This window comes from Sphingopyxis flava, assembly GCF_900168005.1.
Classification (GTDB): Bacteria; Pseudomonadota; Alphaproteobacteria; order Sphingomonadales; family Sphingomonadaceae; genus Sphingopyxis; species Sphingopyxis flava.
The window spans coordinates 21,011-42,116 of record NZ_FUYP01000012.1 but is presented as its reverse complement, the minus strand read 5'-3'; the positions used below and the strand labels follow the sequence as shown (position 1 = coordinate 42,116).

Here is a 21,106-nt window from a genome sequence, read left to right as displayed (position 1 = left end):
ACTGCTCCGTTTTAGCGCGCGGCACGGTCCGGATAGTTACAAATGCAACCTTTGGGCCGGCGGATGGAGGATGGCGGTGGACGCAGCACAGGCGGTACATGAAAAATTCCTCGCGGCGCTCGCCGCCGGCGCGCTCCCGCGCTGCGACGAGAGCCCCGATCCTGCCGCTGCAGGCCTGCCGCGCGCCGAGGCGATCGACATTTTCCTCTCGCAGTTGACCAGCCGCCAGATGGACCGGCTATCGCGCCATCTGCAGGCGCGCGGCGAGGGATATTATACGATCGGGTCGTCCGGGCACGAGGGCAACGCCGCAGTCGCGGCGGCGCTGCGCGTTACCGATATGGCCTTCCTTCACTATCGCTCGAATGCTTTCCAGCTCCACCGTGCGCGCCAGCTTCCCGGCGGCACGCCGACGTGGGACATGCTGCTGAGCTTCGCCGCGTCGAGCGAGGACCCCATCTCGGGCGGGCGACACAAGGTCATCGGGTCGAAGCCGCTCGCCATCCCGCCCCAGACTTCGACGATCGCATCGCACCTGCCCAAGGCGGTCGGCGCCGCTTTTTCGATCGGTATCGCACGGCGGCTCGGCATGACCGGCCTGCCCCTTCCTGACGATGCGGTGGTGCTCGCGAGCTTCGGCGACGCCTCGGCGAACCATTCGACCGCGCAGGGCGCCTTCAACGCGGCAGGCTGGGCAGCGTACCAGGGATCGCCGATGCCCCTCATTTTCCTTTGCGAAGATAATGGGATCGGTATTTCGACGCGCACGCCCACGGGTTGGATCGAGGCGCAATTCCGCCACCGCGCGGGGCTCCATTATATCCAGTGTGACGGTACCGATCTGGTGTCAGCCTATGCAGGCGCGTGCGAAGCCGCCGACTATTCGCGGCGCTATCGCAAGCCCGTGTTCCTTCACATGGCGACAGTGCGGCTCTACGGCCACGCCGGCTCGGACGTGCAGGGCGCCTACCTGCCCAAGGCACTGATCGAGGCCGACGAGGCGCGTGATCCCTTGTTGAAGGGAGCCGCGCTGATGGCCGAGCAGGGCTGGATGACTCCCGCCGAGATCGCCGACGCCTATGACGAGATCGGCGCGACGCTCGCGCGGCAGGCGGAAGAGGCGATTCGGCGGCCAAAGATCACGACACCCGCCGGAGTCATGGCCAGCCTGATTCCGCCGAAGCGGGAGAGGGTGCGCACGAACACCCCGTCGGCGGAGGATCGCGTCGCGATGTTCGCCAGCGATGCGAGCCAGATGGACAAGCCGATGCATATGGCCCGGCTCCTCTCCTGGGCGCTCGCCGACCTGATGCTCGCCTATCCCGAGATTGTCGTCGCGGGGGAGGATGTCGGGCCGAAGGGCGGTGTCTACAACGTCACCGCCAAACTCCATCAACGCTTCGGGTCCGCGCGCGTCGTCAACACATTGCTCGACGAGCAGGCAATATTGGGGCTCGCGATCGGCATGGCGCATAACGGCTTTATCCCGATGCCCGAAATCCAGTTCCTCGCCTATGTCCACAACGCCGAGGACCAGATTCGCGGCGAGGCCGCGACCTTGAGCTTCTTCTCGAATGGCCAGTACACCAATCCGATGGTCATCCGCATCGCGGGGCTCGGTTATCAAAAGGGCTTTGGGGGTCATTTCCACAACGACAACAGCCTTGCGGTCTTTCGCGACATTCCCGGCATCATTCTTGCGGTACCCTCGAACGGGCGCGATGCGGTGCAAATGCTCCGCGAATGCGTGCGGCTGGCGCGCGAGGAGCAGCGGGTGGTCGTCTTCGTCGAACCGATCGCGCTCTACATGACCCGCGATCTCCACGAGGAAGGGGACGGTCTTTGGACCAGCATCTACGACGCGCCGGGTGAGGGAATGCCGATCGCTCTCGGCGATGTCGGCGTGCACGGTGACGGGACCGAGCTGGCGATCGTCACCTATGGCAACGGCTATTATCTCTCGCGCCAGGCGGAGAAGCTGCTCGCCGCGCAAGGCGTGAAGGCGCGTGTCATCGATATGCGCTGGCTCGGCCCGGTCGACGGCGACAAGCTCCTCGCCGCGGTGGGGGAGGCAAAGCGCATCCTGATCGTCGACGAATGCCGCATCACCGGATCGCAGAGTGAGGGACTGATGGCCTTGTTTGCCGAGCGCGCGCCCGACAAGAAATTCCAGCGCATCGCCGCCGACGACAGCTTCATTCCGCTCGGCAAGGCGGCAACGCTGACCCTGCCGAGCCGGGACAGCATCGTGGCCGCAGCGAAAGAATTGCTGGCGCGATGATCCTCTGCACCCTCAATCTGTGGGCGGTGTGAAGGGCGAAATTGCTTCGAGAGGCTCGGCACGAGCAGAGGTAGGACATTATGGCTGAGAGAAGAAAATCCGCCCTCATCATCGCCCCGGGCCGCGGCACATACGGCAAGGGTGAACTTGGCAGCATATCCCGTCTCCACGGCACGCGCTTTGACGACCTCATCGCCCGTTTCGACGCTCATCGACGCGATCGGGGCCAGCCCCCGCTGACCGAACTCGACGGCGCCGAGCGCTTCAGCGCCGTGCACATGCGGGGCGATGTCGCCGCCCCGCTGATCTACACCGCGACGATCCTCGACTATCTCAGCGTCGATCGCGACGCCTTCGAGATCGTTGGCACTCTCGGCAATTCGATGGGCTGGTACAGCGCGCTCGCGATCGGGGGGGCGGTGTCGGTCGAGGACGGCTTTCGCATCGCCAACGCCATGGGAGTGAACAGCCAGTCGCACGGCCCCGGCGGACAGATGCTGCTTCAGATCGTCGATGAGGACTGGCGTCCCGTGCCGGGCCTGCGCGAAGCTTTGCTCGCTTGCGCCGCCGACATCGATGCGCGTCCGGGCCATGCTCTCGGCCTGTCGATCGACCTTGCCGGAATGCTCGTGCTCGCGGGCAATGAGGAGGGGCTCGCCGCGCTCGCCGCCGAAGCGCCACCAACACCGGGCCGCGATCCTCTGCGTCTCGCCGGTCACGGTCCCTTTCACACGCCGCTGATGGTGGGCAGTTCAGACAAGGCAAAGGCCGAACTCCCGCCGTCGCTGTTCGGCGGACCGGTGATGCCGATCGTCGACGGCCGCGGCCATATCTGGCGCCGCTTTTCGAGCAATCCGGCTGAAATCTGGGATTATAGCTTCGGCCACCAGATCCTTGCCACCTATGACTTCGCGCGCTCGGTGCAGGTTGCGGTCAAGGAGCTTGCGCCCGACGTACTGATCCTTCCCGGCCCCGGCGATACGCTAGGCGGCGCCATCGCGCAGGCGCTGATCGGGATCGGCTGGCAGGGACTGACGGGCAAGGCCGATTTTGCAGCGCGGCAGGCCTCCGACCCGATTCTTTTCTCAATGGCCCGTCCCGAGCAGCGCGCCCGGGTCGTCCGCGCCGGGTCGTAGAAGCGCGGCGACCGCCTGCTCGACCATCTGTGCTGCTGCCTCGCCGCCGAAGCTTGCGGGGTCGAGCGACAGTTCGAGCCACAATCCGTCGACCATTGCCGTCAGCATGATAGCCAGTCGACCGGACTCAGCTGCACCGCACGCGGCCAGGAGCTCAGCGAGCCGGGCACGGTAGCCGGCGTAGCTTTCGGCGTGGATCGCGGCCATCCGCCCATCGCTCCGCGCCAGCGCCCAGAAAGCGGTCCATGCGCCCAATAGTTCGGGGTCGGTTACAGGCGGGCGGAAACTTGTCGTCAGATAGGCGTTGAGGCGCGCGCGCGGGTCACTGCCTGCCGCCTCGACCGCAGCCGCGAAAATCGCGTCCATCCGATCGCTCGTCGCCCGGTAGGTAGCGGCGATCAGCTCATCGATCCCGGCGAAATAATGGCGCAGCAACCCCGGAGACACCCCCGCACGCGCGCAGATGGCGCGGACATGGGTTCCAGCCAGCCCATGCTCAGCAAGGCACGCCGCGGTTGCTTCGATCAGGGCGTTTCTGCGGGCATCGGCGCTCTCGCGCGTAAAGGCTTGGCGGGCGGGTCGCATATTGTTATACGTATGTATAACAAGGATCGGATCATGGCAACGCTGCGCGGAACAGTCCCCAACATCGACCCCCTGGATGGCTGGTCGCTTCCCGCTTGGACATACAGCGATCCCGAATTTTATGCGCTCGAGGTGGAGCGCATCTTCCGCCCCAGCTGGCAGGCCGTCTGCCACGACAGCGACATTCCGAATCCCGGCGACTGGCACAGCATCGATTATATCGGAGAAAGTGTCATTCTCGTCCGCGGCGCCGACCGCATCGTGCGCGCCTTCACGAATGTCTGCCGCCACCGCGGCTCGCGCCTCGTCGATGGATCGTCTGGCTGCGCGAAAAAGCTCGTGTGCCCCTATCACGCCTGGACCTATGAACTCGACGGCCGGCTCACCGGTGTTCCCGATTCAGCGAGCTATCCGACGCTTGACCGTGGCCGGGCCGGGCTGGCGCGCGCCGAGGCAGAGCGATGGCACGGTTTCTGGTTCGTGCGTCTTGCCGACGACGGCGGCCCATCGGTTGCGTCGATGATGGCGCCCTATGAAGCGATGATCGCGGCCTATCGTTTCGACGAACTCGGTGCGCTCGGCCGTGTCACCCTCCGGCCGCGCGACGTCAATTGGAAGAATGTCGGCGACAATTATTCGGACGGCCTTCACATCCCCGTCGCGCACCCTGGCCTCACCCGGCTGTTCGGCAAAAGCTACGGCGTCGAGGCGGAGGAGCGCGTTGACCGCATGTGGGGAGACCTGATCGACCGCCCCTCGCCCAACTGGTCGGAACGCCTCTACCAGAAATTGCTGCCCCCGGTCCCCCACCTTCCCGAGGATCGTCAGCGCCACTGGCTCTATTTCAAGCTGTGGCCCAATGTCGCCTTCGACATCTATCCCGACCAGGTCGATTTCATGCAGTGGCTGCCGACCGGTCCCACAAGCTGCCTGATCCGCGAGATCAGCTATGTCCTTCCCGACGAGCGCCGCGAGATGAAGGCCGCGCGCTATCTCAACTGGCGCATCAACCGTCAGGTGAATGCCGAGGACACCGCCCTGATCACGCGCGTCCAGCAGGGGATGCAATCGCGAAGCTTCAGCATGGGGCCGCTCAGCGAGAAGGAGGTCTGCCTCAGGAATTTCGCCTCGCGCATGCGCGAGATCATCCCCGAAGCACGTCTCGAAAAGGCGCCGACGCCAGGGTGGAGCCGTTGAGTGCCGATGCACCTGTCATCATCGTGGGCGGGGGGCCCGCGGGCATGGTTTCAGGGCTCCTCCTCGCGCGCGCCGGGGTAAAGGTGGCGGTGCTCGAAAAACATGCCGACTTCCTCCGCGATTTTCGCGGCGACACGGTCCATCCCTCGACGCTCGAGCTGTTCAACGAGATCGGCCTGCTCCAAAAGCTGCTCGAGGAACCGCACGCGAAGCTCGACATGATGACGCTCAATTTGCTCGGGCAGCGTTACACGATCGCGACACTGAAGCACCTGCCCGTCGCGGCGCCCTTCGTTGCGATGATGCCCCAGTGGGACTTTCTCGATTTCGTTGCAGAGCAGGCGAAGCTATATCCGACCTTCGAGCTGCGCATGTCGACCGAGGCGGCAGGGCTCACTTATGATAGCAGCGGCCGCGTCAACGGTGTAGCGCTCGCGAATGGCGAACGCGTGCCCGCGCGCCTCGTCATCGCCGCTGACGGGCGCCGATCGGTGCTTCGTACCGCGGCCGAGCTCCCGCTTGAGGATCTGGGAGCGCCCATGGACGTGCTCTGGTTTCGCGTTCCCGTTCCCGCAGGGACCGATATGTCGGACGTTGCGCTCGGCACAATCGGCCGCAGCGGCATGATCGTCGCCATCCCGCGCGGTGATTATTGGCAATGCGCGCGGGTCATCGAAAAGGGTCAGCTTGCCGCAATCGAGGCCCGCGGCATCGCCGCCTTTCGCGCCGATGTGGCGGCGCTCGTTCCGGGCCTTGCTGCAAGTATCGATGCGGTTCGCAGCTTCGAGGACATCAAGCTGCTCTCCGTCGCGCTCGACCGGCTGACCTGCTGGTCGCGTCCCGGCCTGCTCGCGATCGGTGACGCTGCACACGCCATGTCGCCGATCGGCGGCGTGGGCATCAACCTCGCGGTGCAGGATGCCGTTGCGACCGCGAATATCCTCGCAGCGCCGCTCGCTGCCGGTGAAAATCCCGACCCTCTGCTCGCGCGCGTGCAAGCGCGGCGCTCGAAGCCGACGGCGCGGATGCAGGCGCTTCAGCGCTTTGCCCACCAGCGCGTGATCGAGCCAATGCTGCGCGGCGATATCACCCGTGTCCCCCTCGCTGTACGCCTGCTCGACGCCGTTCCGCTGTTGCGCCGCATACCCGGCCATGTGCTCGGCCTCGGCTTCGGCCGCCAACATGTCGAATCCCCGCTTGCGAAAGAATATTCATGACCAAAGCCTATGACGCCCTCATTGTCGGTGCCGGCCACAACGGTCTTGTGTGCGCCTTCTATCTCGCGCGCGCGGGGCTGAAGGTCCGCATCCTTGAGGCGCGCGAGGTCGTTGGCGGGGCCGCGGTGACCGAGGAATTTGCACCTGGCTTTCGTAATTCTGTCGCGAGCTACACCGTCAGCCTGCTGCAGCCGAAGGTGATCGCCGACATGAAGCTTGCCGATCATGGCTATCGCGTCATCGAGCGTCCGATCAGCAACTTCCTGCCGCAGGAAAATGGGGGTTATCTGAAGCTCGGCGGTGGGCTGGAGCGCACGCAGGCCGAGTTTTCGAAGTTCAGCGCCCGCGATGCCGCGGTGCTGCCCCAATATTATGAGGCGCTCGAAAATGTCGCCGAATTGCTCCGCGACCTTGCGCTGCGCGTCCCGCCGAACGTGGGTGAGGGGCTGCGCACGCTGCTCGACGGTGCGCGGCAGGGGCGGCGGTTCGCCAGTCTCCAGCTCGAACAACAGCGCGACGTGCTCGACTTCTTCACCAAGTCGGCGCGCACGATGCTCGACGGCTGGTTTGAAAGCGAGGCGGTCAAGGCCGCCTTCGGCTTCGATGCGGTCGTCGGCAATTATGCCAGCCCCGACACGCCAGGCAGCGCTTATGTTCTCCTCCATCACGTCTTCGGGGAAGTAAACGGCAAGAAGGGGGCGTGGGGCCATAGCGTCGGCGGCATGGGACGGATTACCGAGATCATGGCAAAAGTCTGCCGCGATATGGGCGTTGAGATCAGCCTCGAAAGCCCGGTCGCAAAGATACTGGTCGACGCTAGCAAGGCGGTCGGGGTCAAGCTTGCGGGCGGCGAGGAAATCGCTGCGGCGCGGGTCATCGCGAATGTCGGGCCAAAGCTGCTTTACGAACGGTTGATGAATGCAGCCGACCTGCCGCATGACTTCCAGCGCCGGATCAAGGGCTTCAAGGCGGGCAGCGGGACGTTCCGCATGAATGTTGCCCTGTCCGAACTGCCCAAATTCACATGCCTGCCCGAACCGGGCGAGCACCATCAGTCGGGGATCATCCTTGCGCCTACTCTCGACTATATGGACCGCGCCTTCCTCGATGCGAAGCAATTCGGCTGGTCGAAGGCGCCGATCGTCGAAATGCTGATCCCCTCGACCGTCGACGAGAGTCTTGCGCCCCCGGGGCAGCATGTCGCGAGCCTCTTCTGCCAGCAATTCGCGCCCGAACTGCCCGACGGCCGCGACTGGGACGATGAAGAAGAGGCGGCCGCCGATGCTATCCTCGACACGGTCGAAAAATGCGCGCCTGGCTTTCGCGCCAGTATCGTCGGCCAGGCTCGGCTCAGCCCAAAGGGGCTCGCACGCAAATTCGGGCTGGTCGGCGGCGACATCATGCACGGGAATATGAGCCTCGACCAGCTCTGGGCGGCCCGGCCGGTGCTGGGGAATGGCGGCTATCGCGGGCCGGTCCAGGGCCTCTACATGTGCGGCGCGGGCACCCATCCCGGCGGAGGCGTGACCGGGGCGCCTGGGCACAATGCCGCGCAAGTCATCCTGCGCGACCGGGGCCTATTCGCGCCCCGCTGGCGCTGAGCTACGCTGCGTCCACCAATAGAGCGGCAGGCCCGCCGCCATCAGGATCAAGCTCATCGCGCTGACCCCGATACCGGCGCCCCAGAGGGTCCAGATCGCGTAGATAAGCCCAAGCGCCGCGACCGGCATTGCGACCCCGAGACGCAGCGCAGCGCCCGCACAGGCGAGGTAAAGCCACAGCGTCACCGAGGTCGAGAGCACGGCCATGAAGTTGAACATTTCTGCGGTGGACTTGTTGTCATTGAGGATCACGCAGGCGGTTGCGATTGCACTGGAAAGAACGAGCGCATTGGCCGGCGTGCCGTGGCCGTTCGCCTGCGCGAACCATCGCGGAAGCAATCCTTGCCGCGCGAGCGTTGCGGGGAGCTCGGCCTGGATCAGCGTCCACCCGTTCAGTGTCCCTAGCGCACTCACCGCAGCGAAGGCGGCGATCAGCAGGGCGGGTTCGCGGGACCAATAGGTTTCGACGAATAGCGAGAAGGGCGAACCCGAGCCCGCCACCGCCTGTGCTGGCAGCATCAGGATGATCGCCGAACAGACGGTGAGATAAAGAAGGCCCGTCGCGGCAGTACCGATCATCGTCGCGCGCGGGATCGTCACCGATGGCCGATCGACCTTGTCCGCTGCCACGCTCGCCGATTCGAAACCGAGCAGCGCCCACAAGGTGAAGATGGCCGAGGCGCTGACCGTCGTCAGCGACAATCCTTCTGCGGGGAAAGGCGTCAGCGCCACGGGTTCGTCGCGGGTGAAGGCGATGGGGATCAGCACGATCACCGCGGCGAGCGGCACCAGCTTGATCAAAAGCGTCGTGATCTGGAACCGCCCCGCCGCGCGGGCGCCGCGCCAGTTGATCGCAGTGACGATCCAGATCAGCGCGATCGTCGCCGCGGCCATGTGCCGCCCGAATGCGGGCACGAAGATGCTGAGAAAGCTGACGGCGGCCACTGCGAGCGTCACATTGGCCGTCCATACCGATATCCAATAGGCCCAGCCTATCATGAAGCTCGGGGTGCGGCCGAATGCGCGCTCGACAAAGCCGGTTGGGCCTCCCGCCTCAGGAAAGGCAATGGTGAGCTGCGCGAGCACGGCCGCGAGCGCAAGTGCCCCCGCGATGGTAAGCGTCCAGCCCGCGACCGCATTCCAGCCGAAGGGGGCGAGGCTTGCCGGGAGCAGAAACACCCCCGACCCGATCATATTCCCCATGACCAGCGCGACGCACATCAGGAGGCCGAGCCGTTGATCCGGCCCGGCGCTCCCGGTCAGAGACGCATGCGGCCGATCAGAAATCCTTGTTGACCTTCAACCCGATCAGCCGAGGGCGGATGACATTGTCATAGAAGACGCCCCCGGTGGAACTGGTGCCCTCCGGATCGCCGCAGATCGACTCGCCGCACTGGACCGCGCTGTTCACGACGCCGCGGCTGTCGAACAGATTGGTCGCGAACAGTTCGGCGCTCCAGTCGTCGGATTTGACACCGATGCTGACGTCGGCGGTCGTATAGGCCTTGAAATTGCCGACGATTCCATTCTCGAAGATACGCAGATCCGACCGGCGCTTGCCGACATGGTTGACCGCGAACTGGACATGTCCGTCAAGACCCGCGACCGGGAAGTCGTAGCGCGCGACCGCATTGCCCTTGAATTTGGCGGTGACGGGAAGCCGCGTGCCCGCGGGCGCGAGTGGCGCGTTGGTCTGGCCTGGCGGGTCGATCGAGCAGTCGAACTGGTCGTTGGCGATCGCGCAAAAATCGCGCCGGATCGTCGCGTCATTATAGCTGCCCCCGAGGTTGAGCGACAGCCCGCCCTCCCGATAGCCGACGTCAAATTCGAAGCCGCGGATCCGCGCAATGCCGGCGCTGCGGATTTCCGTCAGGCCGTTGGCGCCGAGGAAGGACAATTGAATATCATCCCAGTCTTCCTGATAGACGGCGCCGTTAAAGCGCAGCGGCCCGAAGCTCGATTTCCACCCGAATTCGTAATTGTCGAGCGTATCCGGGCCATAGGGTGGCAGCGTACCGCGCCGATTGATGCCGCCGGGCCGGAAACCGCGCGACCAGGTCCCATAGACGAGGACGTCGTCGGTGATCTTGTAGGTCAGGTTGAGCTTGTGGATGAAGTCCGTGTCCTTCGTCCGCTTGTCGAGGTTGGTGCAGGGCGATCCCGCGACGACAGGCCCGGCGAAACAGCCCGCGACCCCGGTGCTGCCGAAACCGTCCGAATAGCCGAAGAAGCCGACGAGACTGTTGTCGAACTTGTAGACCCGGCCGCCGCCGGTCAGCGTCAGCCGGTCGGTGATGTCGAAGCTGAGCTCGCCGAACACCGCATAGTCGCGATCGATGCGCAGCTGCTTGGTCAACCAGATGTCGCTGGGCGTGCCGGGAACAGTGATCGCGTCGGCGATGTCGTCGATAATATAGTTCTGCTCGATATTATGCGACTGACGCTGCCAGAAGACGCCGCCGATGAAGCGCAGCCGCGCGTCGGAGGGAGAGGCGATGCGGGCCTCGAAGAAGCTCTTCTTGTAGTGGTCGATCCCGTGAATATACTGGTTCGGGCTGACGAGATCGCCGTTATTATCATAGAAATAGACGCCGTAGCCATAGAGTGCGTCGTAGAAATAGGCGTAATCCGAATAGTCGCTGTCGACCACGGTCTTGCGCCGCAGATGGCCGCCGGTAACCGTCAGATCCCAATTGCCGACCTTGCCCTCGATCGTCAGCGCGGCCTGGAGCCATTTGTCCTTCGACATCTCCGGATTATACTGCACGATCTGCAGGTCGCGGGCCACCGCGGACGAGCGTTCCTGCGCAAAATTTCCATTCGCTTTCTGCACCTGGCCCATCACCGTCGGGCGCAGTGTCCAATCGTCGTCGAGTTCGATGCCGAGGGCAAGGCGCGCGCCATAGGTGTCGACATCATTATAATCGTTTTCGACGAGCGCAGCGTTATCCTGCGTGATGCCGCTCGTTGGATAGGTACGGCTGCCGGCGATATTGTCTATAAAACCGCCGTCGTGGCGATACCAGCCGACGAGACGCAGCGCGGCACGGTCGCTCAGTTTTGCATTGATGAAGCCTTCGGCGACGCCGCCAATGTCGCCATGCGCGACACTGTTGAGCTCGAGGCCCACCGAGCCATAGGTGCCGCTGGTGTCGGGCGGATTGGTGACAAGCTTGATCGTGCCCGCCATCGAGCTTGCGCCATAAAGCGTGCCCTGCGGTCCCGCGAGCGCCTCGACGCGGGCAAGATCGTATGCGTGGATGTCGAGCGCGCCCTGGATCGTCGTGATCGGCATTTCGTCGAGATAGGTGCCGACTGTGGGCAGTGACGCCGAATGGTTGGCATTCTCCCCGCTCGCAACGCCGCGGAAATAGACCTGGCTGAAGCCCGGCCCGAGCGACTGAATCGTGACCGACGGCAGAAATTTAACGACGTCCTGGAATTCTTTGACCTGCAGCTCGTTAAGTCTCTCGGTGCCGATTGCGGTGATCGCAAGCGGAACGTCCTGCAAATTCTGTTCGCGCTTTGACGCAGTGACGACGATGTCGTCACTGCTTTTTGTCCCCGATTGCTGTGCGAATGCCGCGCCCGATGTGCAGAGCATCGTACTGCCCAGCAGAAGTGCGCTGCTCGTTGCTACCGCTGCCCTCAAATCCCGCATGAGAACCCCCCTCAAATGACAGCTGTGTGATGCGAGCATGACGCAGTGCAGCGCAAGCGCAAGCTTTGTTGTCTAGGCGGCGGGGCGGTTGGTCGAAAATATCGGCCGCTGTTGCCCAAACGCAACGAATTCGCGCGCCTCCACCTCAGTTGAAAAGGTTGGGTATCTCTGGATAAGCCTCCAAGACCGGGCCCAGGGCCTCGCGAAGTGGATCGAGCCAGGCTTTGTAGGGTTGCCACTGGCCCACGCCGTCCCGGTTGATTGGCCGGCGCACCTGTTCGCTCGACGCCGTCCGGACGGCGCGCGCATTGGTGTGAAAGGCCATGCACGCCGCCTCGTACGGCTGGCCGAGGAAGGCGAGCATGGCGCGAACTTCGCCTTCCGGGTCGTCGAGGAGCGCCTCGTGAAACACGCGGTGCACCTTCCCGGGCTGTACCGCATCGATATGCGCCATCAGCCGCACATAATCGTGATAATAGGCGCCCATGTCGGCGAGATCGTAGCTGAACGCCTGCCCCTTCGCATAATGCTGGCGGAAATTGGACCAGCAGCAGTCGAGCGGATGCCGGCGCGCGTCGATGATCTTCGCGTGGGGAAGTATCAGGCGGATCAGCGGAACATAGAGCCAGTTGTTCGGCAGCTTGTCGATATAGAAGGGCTTGCCCGTTTTGCGCTGCACCTGCGTCCGGCGAAGGAAGGCGGCGCCCATCTCGGCGAGTTTCTCGGGCGAAGCGGCGGCAATGGCCTCGACCCAGCGGCGCCCGTCACCGAGCGCCTCGCGTCCGATGCCAAGCGCGAGTGCGGGGATATCGGGGAGTTCCATCGTGCCCTCGATCGCCGAATGGCTGGCGAGGATCTGTTCGACGAGCGTCGATCCGGCGCGCGGCATGCCGAGGATGAATATCGGGTCCGGCGCGGGGTCGCCGCTGCCCGCGCGGTCGGCGAAAAAGGCAGGTGTGAAGACCGCGATGGCGGCATCGACGATAGCGCTTGTTTCCTTCGCCGCATAACCGAGCTGGTCTGCGCGGATCGCATTACCTGCCGCATAATGGCGAAAGGCCGCTTCCGGCTCGCCGGCATCGTCATGCGCCTTGCCGAGCGCGAAATGAAGATGCAGCCGATCGTCGTCGCGGCCGCTGTCGGCCGGATCCGCGGCCGCCAGTGCCGTCTCCATCGCGACACGGTCGCCCTCGTCGAAGCGGATCGTCTTCAGATTGGCAAGGCTCCACCACAATTCTCCGAGACCGGGATCGGCGCCGAGTGCGTGGCGATAGGCGGCGATACTGTCCTCCTGCCATCCGACGGTCTTCAGCATATGGCCATAGCTCATCCACAGCTTGGCATGGCCGGGAAAGCGGCGCGTCAGCTCCTCATAGAGGGCGATCGCCTCGTCATAGCCGCCGATGCGGCCGAGCGCTGCGGCCTTAAGATTTGCGTGCGCGGGATTGTCCGGGTCTTCGCCCAGGACCGCATCCAGCATCTCGACGGCTTCGGCATAGCGGTTCTGCTTGTAATAGACGGTTGCGAGATTGGCGCGCGCCGCGCCGAACCCCGGGGCAAGCTCAAGCGCGCGGCACAGCAGCCTTTCGGCGTCGGCATAGCGCCCGATCCGCCCTGCAACCTCGGCAAGCATACGGATGGCCGCGACATCGGTCGCATCGGCCTTCAGTCGCGCGCGTAAGGCTCCTTCGGCATCAGGCAGGCGATTCTCGGCGAGCGCGAGCGCCGCCTCGATCAGCGCGGGATCGTGGATCGCGGCGCTCACCGCTGAGAGCGATGCTTGCTGAGCTTCCTCCTCGCGGCCGAGCGCGCGCAGGGCGTGCGCCGCGATCCGGTGGGCTTCTGCCGACACCGGCAGCGCCGCGATGATGGCGCGGACTTGCGCGAGTGCTGCCGCGGGCTCGCTGCGCAGCAGCCGGCGAGCGTTGGCGAGCGCTTCGTCGACGGAAACGGTCGCCAAACCCGCAGTCGTCACGTTTCAGACCGCGCCTTGGCGATCGCCTGGCGCAGCGCGTCATAGCCAACCTGCCCCTGAAAGATCTGGTCCCCAACCACCCAGGTCGGCGTGGCGTTGAGCTGAAGCTGGCTCGCGATCGCGAGATTGCTGTCGAGTTCGCGTTGGAACAGCGCCTCGTTCGCGGTCGCGTCCGCGCTCCCGTCGGTTACCACGCCCGACTTTTCGGCCGCGGCCGCGATCGCCGTCCCATCGAGCGACGTCGCCGCAAACATCGCGTGGTGGAAGGCGTCATATTTGCCCTGTCGCGCCGCCGCCAGCGCCATCAGCGCCGCGTCCCGGCTCTGCGGCGAAATGATCGGCAACTCGCGGAACACGACCTTCAGCCTTTTGTCCTCGCGCAGTAGCCGGTCGATGTCGGGGACGCTCGCCCGGCAGAAACCGCAGGCATAATCGGTGAAGACGACCAGCGTGACGTCGCCATCGGCATTCCCCGCCCATGCGCCGGCATAAGGTTTTTCCAGCGCGGGGCGAATTGCATCGATCGCCTTGGCGATCTCGCGTCCCCGCTGCGCTTCGAGCGCTTCAGGAATGATCTGCGGATTGGCGCGGATATAGTCGGCGACGATGGTCTCGACCTCGCTCTTGCTCATCCCGCCACCAAAGCGACCGCCGAGCCAAAAGGCGGTGCCGACCAGCAGAAGGACGCCGAGCGCCAGCGGCCAGCTGCGGGTGCGGAAATCATTCATGGCTATCCTCTGCACCCGCGCCGGGAGTGGCGCGGCCATTGCCTTGGCGCGTTGCGGGTGCTTCGCTGGGCGTGCGGCAGGTCCGGCATCGCTCGTGCGGTCGTCGTCCTCCGCTCCGGCGCGGTGCGCTGCAAGGGCCTCTGTGACCGTCGGCGGCGCGCCGGCGAAGAGCGGCAGGTCTGGCGCTGCGGGCTTCGCCTTGCGCGCTTCGGCCTCCTCGCGCGCAAGCAATTGTTCCAGCCCCGAAGGGGGCGGGTCAGGATCCTCACGCGCGGGGCGTAGCTTGGTCGCGGCCTCCCCGAGCCCCTCCTTGCCTGCCTTCGCGACCTCCGCCAATCCGGCCTTGGTCTTTCCTGCGACCTCGCCCAGCCCGCGTCCGGCCTCGCTCGAGAGCTTTCGGGCCTTGTCGCCGAGCGCCATCTTCTCCCACGCCCTGCCGCTCGTCGCGGCGACGGCGCGGGCCGCCTGTACCGAGCCGCGTCCTACCGCCCGCGCACCGGTCGCCATGAGGCTTGCCGTAGCGGCGGCGACTGCGCGCGACCTGCGCGGAAGCTCCATCGCTTCGAGGCGCGCTGGAATGTCGGCGCGTTCACCTGCCTTGATGGTCCAGTCGGCAAAAGCGCTCGCGCCGCTTCGCATTGCGCGCCAGAGGCCTGCGGCACCTGCGCGAATCTGCTCGGATTTGAGCAATGGCTCACGCGGCGTCTCCGCGCGCTGCTCGTAACGCTTCAGATCGACCCCGATGGGCGGCGTATCCTTCGGCTTCGCGAGACCCTCGTCGATCCTGGACACAGGCGGGGCTGCTTGCGGCGGCGCCGGGTCGCGCAGCCAAGGCTGGTAATATTCTTCTTTCTTCTCTGTCACTTGTCGCCCTTGCGCATCGTCCGGTTGCGATGCCGTCCCCAAAATCGCGTAATTCTAGCGCCGTTTGCGCGTCCGTTCTACCTCGGCGCGCGCAACGAGCGAAATATCCTGCGCGCGTATCCAGTCGGATGAGCCTTGCGGAAGGCCTTGCATCGCCATCTCGGCATTACGCAGGGCGAGCGCCGGCTGTCCACCCTCGAGGCTATAGCGTTCGGCCGAGGCGAGCGCTGCCCGCGCCTGATCGCCGCGCGCGGCATAGACGATTCCGAGTTGATACCAGGCAAAGGGATTTTCATTGTCGAGCGCCACTGCGGTTTTCAGCACCTCTTCGGCTTCGGCATAGTTGGCTGTGTCTTCGGTCGCGATGAGGGCATGGCCGAGCGTTCCGGCAATGAGCGGCGCCGCCCGCGAGTTGGCAACCGCCTTGCGCAGCGGCGCGATCGCTTCCTTCGGGTGCCCCGATTCGAGAAGCACCTGGCCTTTGAGCTCGAGGAAATATGGGTCCTCGGGGTCCGCCTTGAGCAGCGCCTCTGTCTCCGCGAGCGCCTTATCGGGATAGGCGCCCTTATGCCACGCATAGGCCCGGGCATAATGTGCAGGAATGCTCTTGTCGCTTTCGGGATAGAGGCGCAGTGTCCTGGCGGGCTCGGCGATATAGCCGACCAGTTTTGCCTTTACGCGCTTGAACCTCTCTTCGATGCCCGGATCGCTCGGCTTGTTCCATGCAGGGTCGACGACATAGACCTCGCGCAGGGCCTGAATGCGGTCGCCCGACAGCGGATGGGTTCGCCCATAGGCCTGATCGTCATCCTGCTTGATCGCATAGCGGAACTCGATGTTCTGCAGCCTCTTGAAGAAATCGAGGCTGCCCTTCCCGCTGATTCCAGCCTTCGACAGATACTGGGCCCCTGCGGCGTCGGCGGTCGCTTCCTGAACGCGGCTGAAGGCGAGGAACTTGCCGAGTGCGGCCTGCTGACCTGCCATCATGATACCCATGCCGGCGTCGGCTCCGCCGGCGGCCATCGCCGCAGCGCCCAAGAGCAGGCTGAGCAGCGAGATGCCGGTTGCGACCTTGGCGCCCTCGCCGACGCGAATCGCATGACCCCCCATGATATGGCCAAGTTCGTGCGCGAGCACGCCCTGCACTTCATTGGCGCTGTCTGCCGCCTCGATCAGCCCGCTGTGGACGTAGATGTCCTGGCTTCCCGCGACGAAGGCGTTGATGCTGCGATCGCTGAGCAGATGAACGCGCACCTGCCCAGGGCGCAATCCCGCTGCGACGGTGATCGGGTCCATCATGTCCTGAAGCAGCGCTTCGGTCTCGGCGTCGCGCAGGATCGACTGGGCCGCCGCGGGGCGCGTTGCGACCGCAATCAGCGCGAGCAAGGTGATCAGGAAACGGGAGAAGGCTCGCAAGCTCTGCCCACCGAGCGCGGCCTGCTGAAGGGAGGCGGTCATTGCCGCCGGTCTTGCGCCGGGCGCCTGAACCTCGAATGAAGCCATGGGATGATTATTGGGGGCCGCGCGCGCCAAGGCAAGGCGCGATATGGCCTTTTTGCGGTCGGTCGCCCGAAAAGATAAGCCGTGCGTTCCCGCTTTCGCTGGAGCGCACGGCTTTATCCGCTATCCTGTCGAAGAAGCTGCGATCAGTTTCCGAAGGTGCGCTGCCACCACCCGCGGCGCGGCTCGCCTCCGGTCGCCTCATCGGTAGCCGCCGACTCGTCGGCCGCGACCATCGTGGCGGCTTCAAGCGATTCCGTCTCTGCCGCTGCCTCGGCAGCCGCGGCCTTCTTGCTCCTGCTGGCGCGCTTGCGCACAGGCTTGGCCGCCGGTTCAGCCTCCACGGCTTCGGCAGCGGGGGCTTGTGCGAGCGCGGCCTCGGCCCGCGGCGCTTCGGTTTCCTCAGCTGCGGGCTCTGCTTCGGCCGCTTTGGCCTTGCGCGGAGCGCGTTTGCGCTTGGGCTTCTCCTCCGCGGCGACTGGTGCCTCCTCCGCCGCTGCCTCGACGCTCTCGGCCGCGGCTGGCGCTTCGGCGGCCGCGGTCACGCTTTCAGCCTCGGCCTTCTCGGTCTTTGCCTTGCGCCCGCGGCCCCCGCGGCGGGGCTTCGCCTTCGCATCGTCCTCCTCGGGTTGGGCTGCGACTTCGGCCAGGGCTTCGACTTCGGCAGGGGCGGCTTCCTCTACGGGGGTGACGTCCATCTGCTCTGGTTCGCCCTCGCGCTCGGCAGGGTCGCCTTCGGCCGATTCGCTGCCCTCTTCATCGCGGCGGCCGCGGCGGCCGCGGCGGCGGCGGCGGCGGCGCTTGCGGCCTTCGCCTTCTCCCTCGCTCTCATCACGCTCCGGGTGGACGGGTTGTTCGTCGTCTCCGGCGTCCTCGCCTTCCTCCTCGTCGACGACATCCTCGCTTTCATCGTCCTCGATCACTTCGATCGGAGCGAAGCTGCGGCGCGCGACCGGCGGGGGGCCGCCGACCTCAACCGCCATGCGTGCACCCTCGGTTTCGCCGTCGGGCAGGATTTCGACGCTGACGCCGTAAAGTTCCTCGATTTCGCGCAATTCGCGGCGCTTTTCGTTGAGGAGGTAGAAGGTTGCTTCCTGGCTGGCGCGCAGCGTAATCTTGCTGCCCTTGCCGCGCGCGGCTTCCTCTTCGATCAGACGCAGCGCGCTGAGGCCCGCCGACGATGCGGTGCGAACGAGACCCGTGCCCTCGCAATGCGGGCAGGGCCGTGTCGAAGCTTCGAGCACGCCGGTGCGCAGGCGCTGGCGGCTCATCTCCATCAGACCAAAGCCGGAGATGCGGCCGATCTGGATGCGCGCGCGGTCGTTCTTCAGCGCTTCCTTCATGGCGCGCTCGACCTTGCGGACGTTCGAACCATGATCCATGTCGATGAAGTCGATCACGATCAAACCGGCCATGTCGCGCAGACGCAGCTGCCGCGCGATTTCGTGCGCGGCTTCGAGATTGGTGTTGAGCGCGGTCTGTTCGATATTATGCTCGCGCGTCGACCGGCCCGAGTTGATGTCGATCGACACCAGGGCCTCGGTCGGATTGATCACGAGATAGCCGCCCGATTTCAGCTGCACGACGGGATTGAGCATTCCGGCGAGCTGATCCTCGACGCCATAACGCTGATAGAGCGAAACCGGATCGGCATATTGCTTAACGCGCCGCGCATGGCTTGGCATCAGCAACTTCATGAACTGCTTCGCTGCCTTGTAGCCCTCGTCGCCCTCGACGAGCACTTCCTCGATATCCTTATGATAGATATCGCGTATCGCGCGCTTTACGAGGTCGCTATCGGAGTGGATCAGCGCAGGCGCACTCGACTGCAGCGTCTTTTCGCGGATTTCGTCCCACAAGCGCGCGAGATAGTCGAAGTCGCGCTTGATCTCGGTCTTGGTGCGGCTCATCCCGGCGGTACGCACGATGCACCCCATCGTCGGTGGCAGGTTGAGCTCGTCGATCATCGCCTTCAGCTTTCGGCGATCGGCGCCGTTCGAAATCTTGCGACTGATCCCGCCGCCGTGCATCGTGTTCGGCATCAGCACGCAATAGCGGCCGGCGAGCGAGAGATAGGTGGTCAGCGCGGCGCCCTTGTTGCCGCGCTCTTCCTTGACAACCTGAACCAGCATCACCTGGCGGCGGCGAATGACGTCCTGAATCTTGTAGCGGCGGCGCAGCGACATGCGGTTTTCGCCGTCGTCCTCGTCGCTCCGGCGGCTGCGCCCGCGGCCCCGGCCGCCCTTGCGGGCATCGCGCCCGCGGCGGCGGCGGTCGCCGCGTCCGCCTTTGCCTTCCTCGGAGGCCTGTTCGCCGTCGCCAGCTTCGGCTTCACCGCCCTCATCGGCGTCCTCGGCGTCCTCGGTCTCTTCGCCGATGGTTTCGGGGGTGCGGGCGTCGCCGTTGTCGTCGTCATGCTCCTCGACGTCAGCGACATCCCCTTCCAGTTCGTCGAGATCCTCCTCGGCGCGCATCGCTGCCTCGGCTGCGTGCTCGGCTTCTTCGCGCAGCAGCGCTTCGCGGTCTTCCTTGGGGATCTGGTAATAGTCTGGGTGGATTTCGCTGAAGGCCAGGAAGCCGTGACGGTTCCCGCCATATTCGACGAACGCCGCCTGCAAAGACGGCTCGACGCGGGTGACCTTGGCCAAATAGATGTTGCCCTTGAGCTGCTTGTGCTCGGCGGACTCGAAATCAAACTCCTCGATGCGGTTTCCCTTGGTGACGGCGACCCGGGTTTCTTCCCGGTGCCGCGCGTCGATCAACATGCGCGTGGTCATTATATGCACTCCAAGCGCGCCGCGGCGCGCCAACAGAAAATCCCGCGAACTGCCCCCGGGGGCGGTTGCGGCGGATAAAGGTGAAAAGAACAAAGACGTTATTGCAGCGAGGGGCTTGCGTCCGGTCCTGGACGCGCATGCGGTCTTCGAATCCGGCGACGGTCCGGGCAAAGGCGCCCGCGCCGGGATCAGAAGAGGGCATGGCAAGCCTCATGCGGCATCAACCTGTTACGGGATGAGCGAGCAGGGGGCAGGATGGCTCCGCTGTCCGGTCAACCGGGTGGACTGACGGCAGGTCGCCCTTTCCCGCATGTCCGGCGCCAGGGCTGCAGCGGTCTCGCAGGTTCGCGAGATCGGCGCCTTTCCCCTCAAAAAGGCCGGACGGACCGGATAAGGCACCGTCAATGGTGGCGTTGCTAGCATCGGCACGGACCAACGGCAACCTCCGCCTCCGCACAAAGATGGGATCGCGGATCAATTGTTGCAACAATGCACACGCGCCTTCGCGCCCGCCGGACAGGAAAAATCGGGCGTCAGCCGCGCTGATTCACGCCTGGATGCAGCAGGAAAGCGGCTCTTTTGGAATAAGCACTGGACCAAAGCCCGCTGGGCGTCATAGTCGCCTCCATGGGCCTCTTATTCCTGTTGAGCGCGACGCTGCTGACGCCGCCGGTGTCCGCCGGCGATAGTGCGCGCGCAGTGCCGGCGCCGCGGCCGGGCCTCCTCCAGTCCGCGAGTTTTCGCGCAAGACCGCCCGCAAAGCGCTATTCGGTCACCGTGCCGATCGGCAAACCGCAGCCCGCGCCGCCGCTGCCGCGGGTTGAGGGCCCGGACGATGCACGCCTGCCGCTCGTCGTTATTGATCCCGGGCACGGCGGACACGACCCGGGCGCGATCTCTCCCTATGGCGGTCGCCGGGAAAAGGATGTGACGCTCGCGCTTGCGCGTGCGATTCGGGATCAGCTTGTCGCAACTGGCCGTGTGCGCGTCGCGCTCACCCGGGGTGACGACCGTTATCTCGTGCTCGAGGAGCGCTACGGCATCGCGCGGCGGCTGAAGGCTGATCTCTTTCTCTCGATCCACGCCGATTCAGCCGAGAATGAGGAAGCGCGCGGCGCATCGGTCTTCACCCTCTCCGAAGTCGCCTCGGACCGCGAGGCGGCGAAGCTCGCGGCGCGCGAGAACAAGGCAAACATCATCAACGGCGTCGACCTCGGCGCGCATGGCGGTGAAGTATCGTCGATCCTGCTCGACCTGACGCAGCGCGAAACCATGAATGTCGCGTCGGACTTCGCGCGTCTGCTGCAGCGGGAGGCGGCGAACGAGGTGCCGTTCCGCAGCAATGCGCACCGCTTCGCCTCCTTCGTGGTGCTGAAGGCGCCCGACACGCCGTCGGTACTCTTCGAAACGGGCTTTCTGTCGAACAAGGACGACGCCGCCTTCCTCACCTCAAGGGCCGGCCAGCAAAAGGTGGCGCGCGGGGTGCGTGAGGCCGTCCAGATTCACTTCGCCCGCCGGATTGCCGACGAGCGTCAGGATAGCACTCGATAAATATAGTCTTGACTAACTTTTTGCAACGCCCCA

Annotated in this window: 12 protein-coding genes and 1 pseudogene; 6 read left to right on the top strand and 7 right to left on the bottom strand. The window is 65.0% G+C overall.

Annotated features, from left to right (window positions below; genetic code table 11):
- The first annotated feature begins 70 nt into the window (after positions 1–70).
- Both B5X69_RS11225 and B5X69_RS11220 read left to right on the top strand, forming a co-directional pair.
- Positions 71–2,281: a dehydrogenase E1 component subunit alpha/beta gene (locus tag B5X69_RS11225; protein WP_245798703.1), complete on the top strand. Its 2,211-nt coding sequence runs from the start codon at positions 71–73 to the stop codon at positions 2,279–2,281.
- 80 nt (positions 2,282–2,361) lie between these two features.
- A complete protein-coding gene (locus B5X69_RS11220; RefSeq protein WP_079638796.1) occupies positions 2,362–3,417 on the top strand; it encodes an acyl carrier protein in 1,056 nt (351 codons plus the stop codon).
- Here B5X69_RS11220 and B5X69_RS11215 read toward each other — a convergent pair.
- Complete coding sequence (locus B5X69_RS11215) at positions 3,367–4,002, bottom strand: TetR/AcrR family transcriptional regulator (RefSeq protein WP_079638795.1); 636 nt, start codon at positions 4,000–4,002, stop codon at positions 3,367–3,369. The genes B5X69_RS11220 and B5X69_RS11215 overlap by 51 nt on opposite strands.
- A gap of 33 nt (positions 4,003–4,035) precedes the next feature.
- On the opposite strand from B5X69_RS11215, the gene B5X69_RS11210 reads away from it, so the two are divergent.
- Genes B5X69_RS11210 through B5X69_RS11200 form a run of 3 tightly spaced genes read left to right on the top strand, consistent with a single transcriptional unit; the run spans position 4,036 to position 8,017 of the window.
- Positions 4,036–5,199 carry an aromatic ring-hydroxylating oxygenase subunit alpha gene (locus tag B5X69_RS11210; protein ID WP_079638870.1) on the top strand — a complete coding sequence of 388 codons (1,164 nt, stop codon included), beginning with the start codon at positions 4,036–4,038 and terminating at the stop codon, positions 5,197–5,199.
- Positions 5,187–6,416, top strand: coding sequence for an FAD-dependent oxidoreductase (locus B5X69_RS11205; protein WP_079638794.1), 1,230 nt, complete (start codon positions 5,187–5,189; stop codon positions 6,414–6,416). Before B5X69_RS11210 ends, B5X69_RS11205 begins: the two co-directional genes overlap by 13 nt.
- On the top strand, positions 6,413–8,017 hold the full coding sequence (locus B5X69_RS11200) for a phytoene desaturase family protein (RefSeq protein ID WP_079638793.1): 1,605 nt from the start codon (positions 6,413–6,415) through the stop codon (positions 8,015–8,017). Before B5X69_RS11205 ends, B5X69_RS11200 begins: the two co-directional genes overlap by 4 nt.
- Here B5X69_RS11200 and B5X69_RS11195 read toward each other — a convergent pair.
- From B5X69_RS11195 to B5X69_RS11170, 6 genes are all read right to left on the bottom strand, one after another.
- Entirely contained in the window at positions 7,994–9,238 is a 1,245-nt protein-coding gene (locus B5X69_RS11195; protein ID WP_079638792.1) for an amino acid permease, read from the bottom strand. The genes B5X69_RS11200 and B5X69_RS11195 overlap by 24 nt on opposite strands.
- 58 nt (positions 9,239–9,296) lie before the next feature.
- Complete coding sequence (locus tag B5X69_RS11190; RefSeq protein WP_079638791.1) at positions 9,297–11,678, bottom strand: TonB-dependent receptor; 2,382 nt, start codon at positions 11,676–11,678, stop codon at positions 9,297–9,299.
- 145 nt (positions 11,679–11,823) lie between these two features.
- The gene (locus B5X69_RS11185) at positions 11,824–13,638 is read right to left on the bottom strand and encodes a tetratricopeptide repeat-containing sulfotransferase family protein (protein ID WP_079638869.1); all 1,815 of its coding nucleotides are present in this window, start codon (positions 13,636–13,638) and stop codon (positions 11,824–11,826) included.
- Between the two features lie 11 nt (positions 13,639–13,649).
- A complete protein-coding gene (locus B5X69_RS11180) occupies positions 13,650–15,245 on the bottom strand; it encodes a thioredoxin domain-containing protein (RefSeq protein ID WP_079638790.1) in 1,596 nt (531 codons plus the stop codon).
- 54 nt (positions 15,246–15,299) lie between these two features.
- Positions 15,300–16,703, bottom strand: a complete 1,404-nt coding sequence (locus B5X69_RS11175; RefSeq protein ID WP_079638868.1) for a M48 family metalloprotease — start codon at positions 16,701–16,703, stop codon at positions 15,300–15,302.
- A 188-nt stretch (positions 16,704–16,891) separates the two neighbouring features.
- Positions 16,892–19,522, bottom strand: a complete 2,631-nt coding sequence (locus tag B5X69_RS11170; RefSeq protein ID WP_176141578.1) for an Rne/Rng family ribonuclease — start codon at positions 19,520–19,522, stop codon at positions 16,892–16,894.
- A 732-nt stretch (positions 19,523–20,254) separates the two neighbouring features.
- Between B5X69_RS11170 and B5X69_RS11165 the strand changes: the two are divergent.
- Positions 20,255–21,073 (top strand): annotated as a pseudogene (locus B5X69_RS11165) (N-acetylmuramoyl-L-alanine amidase family protein); the annotation flags it as partial.
- Positions 21,074–21,106: the final 33 nt, after the last annotated feature.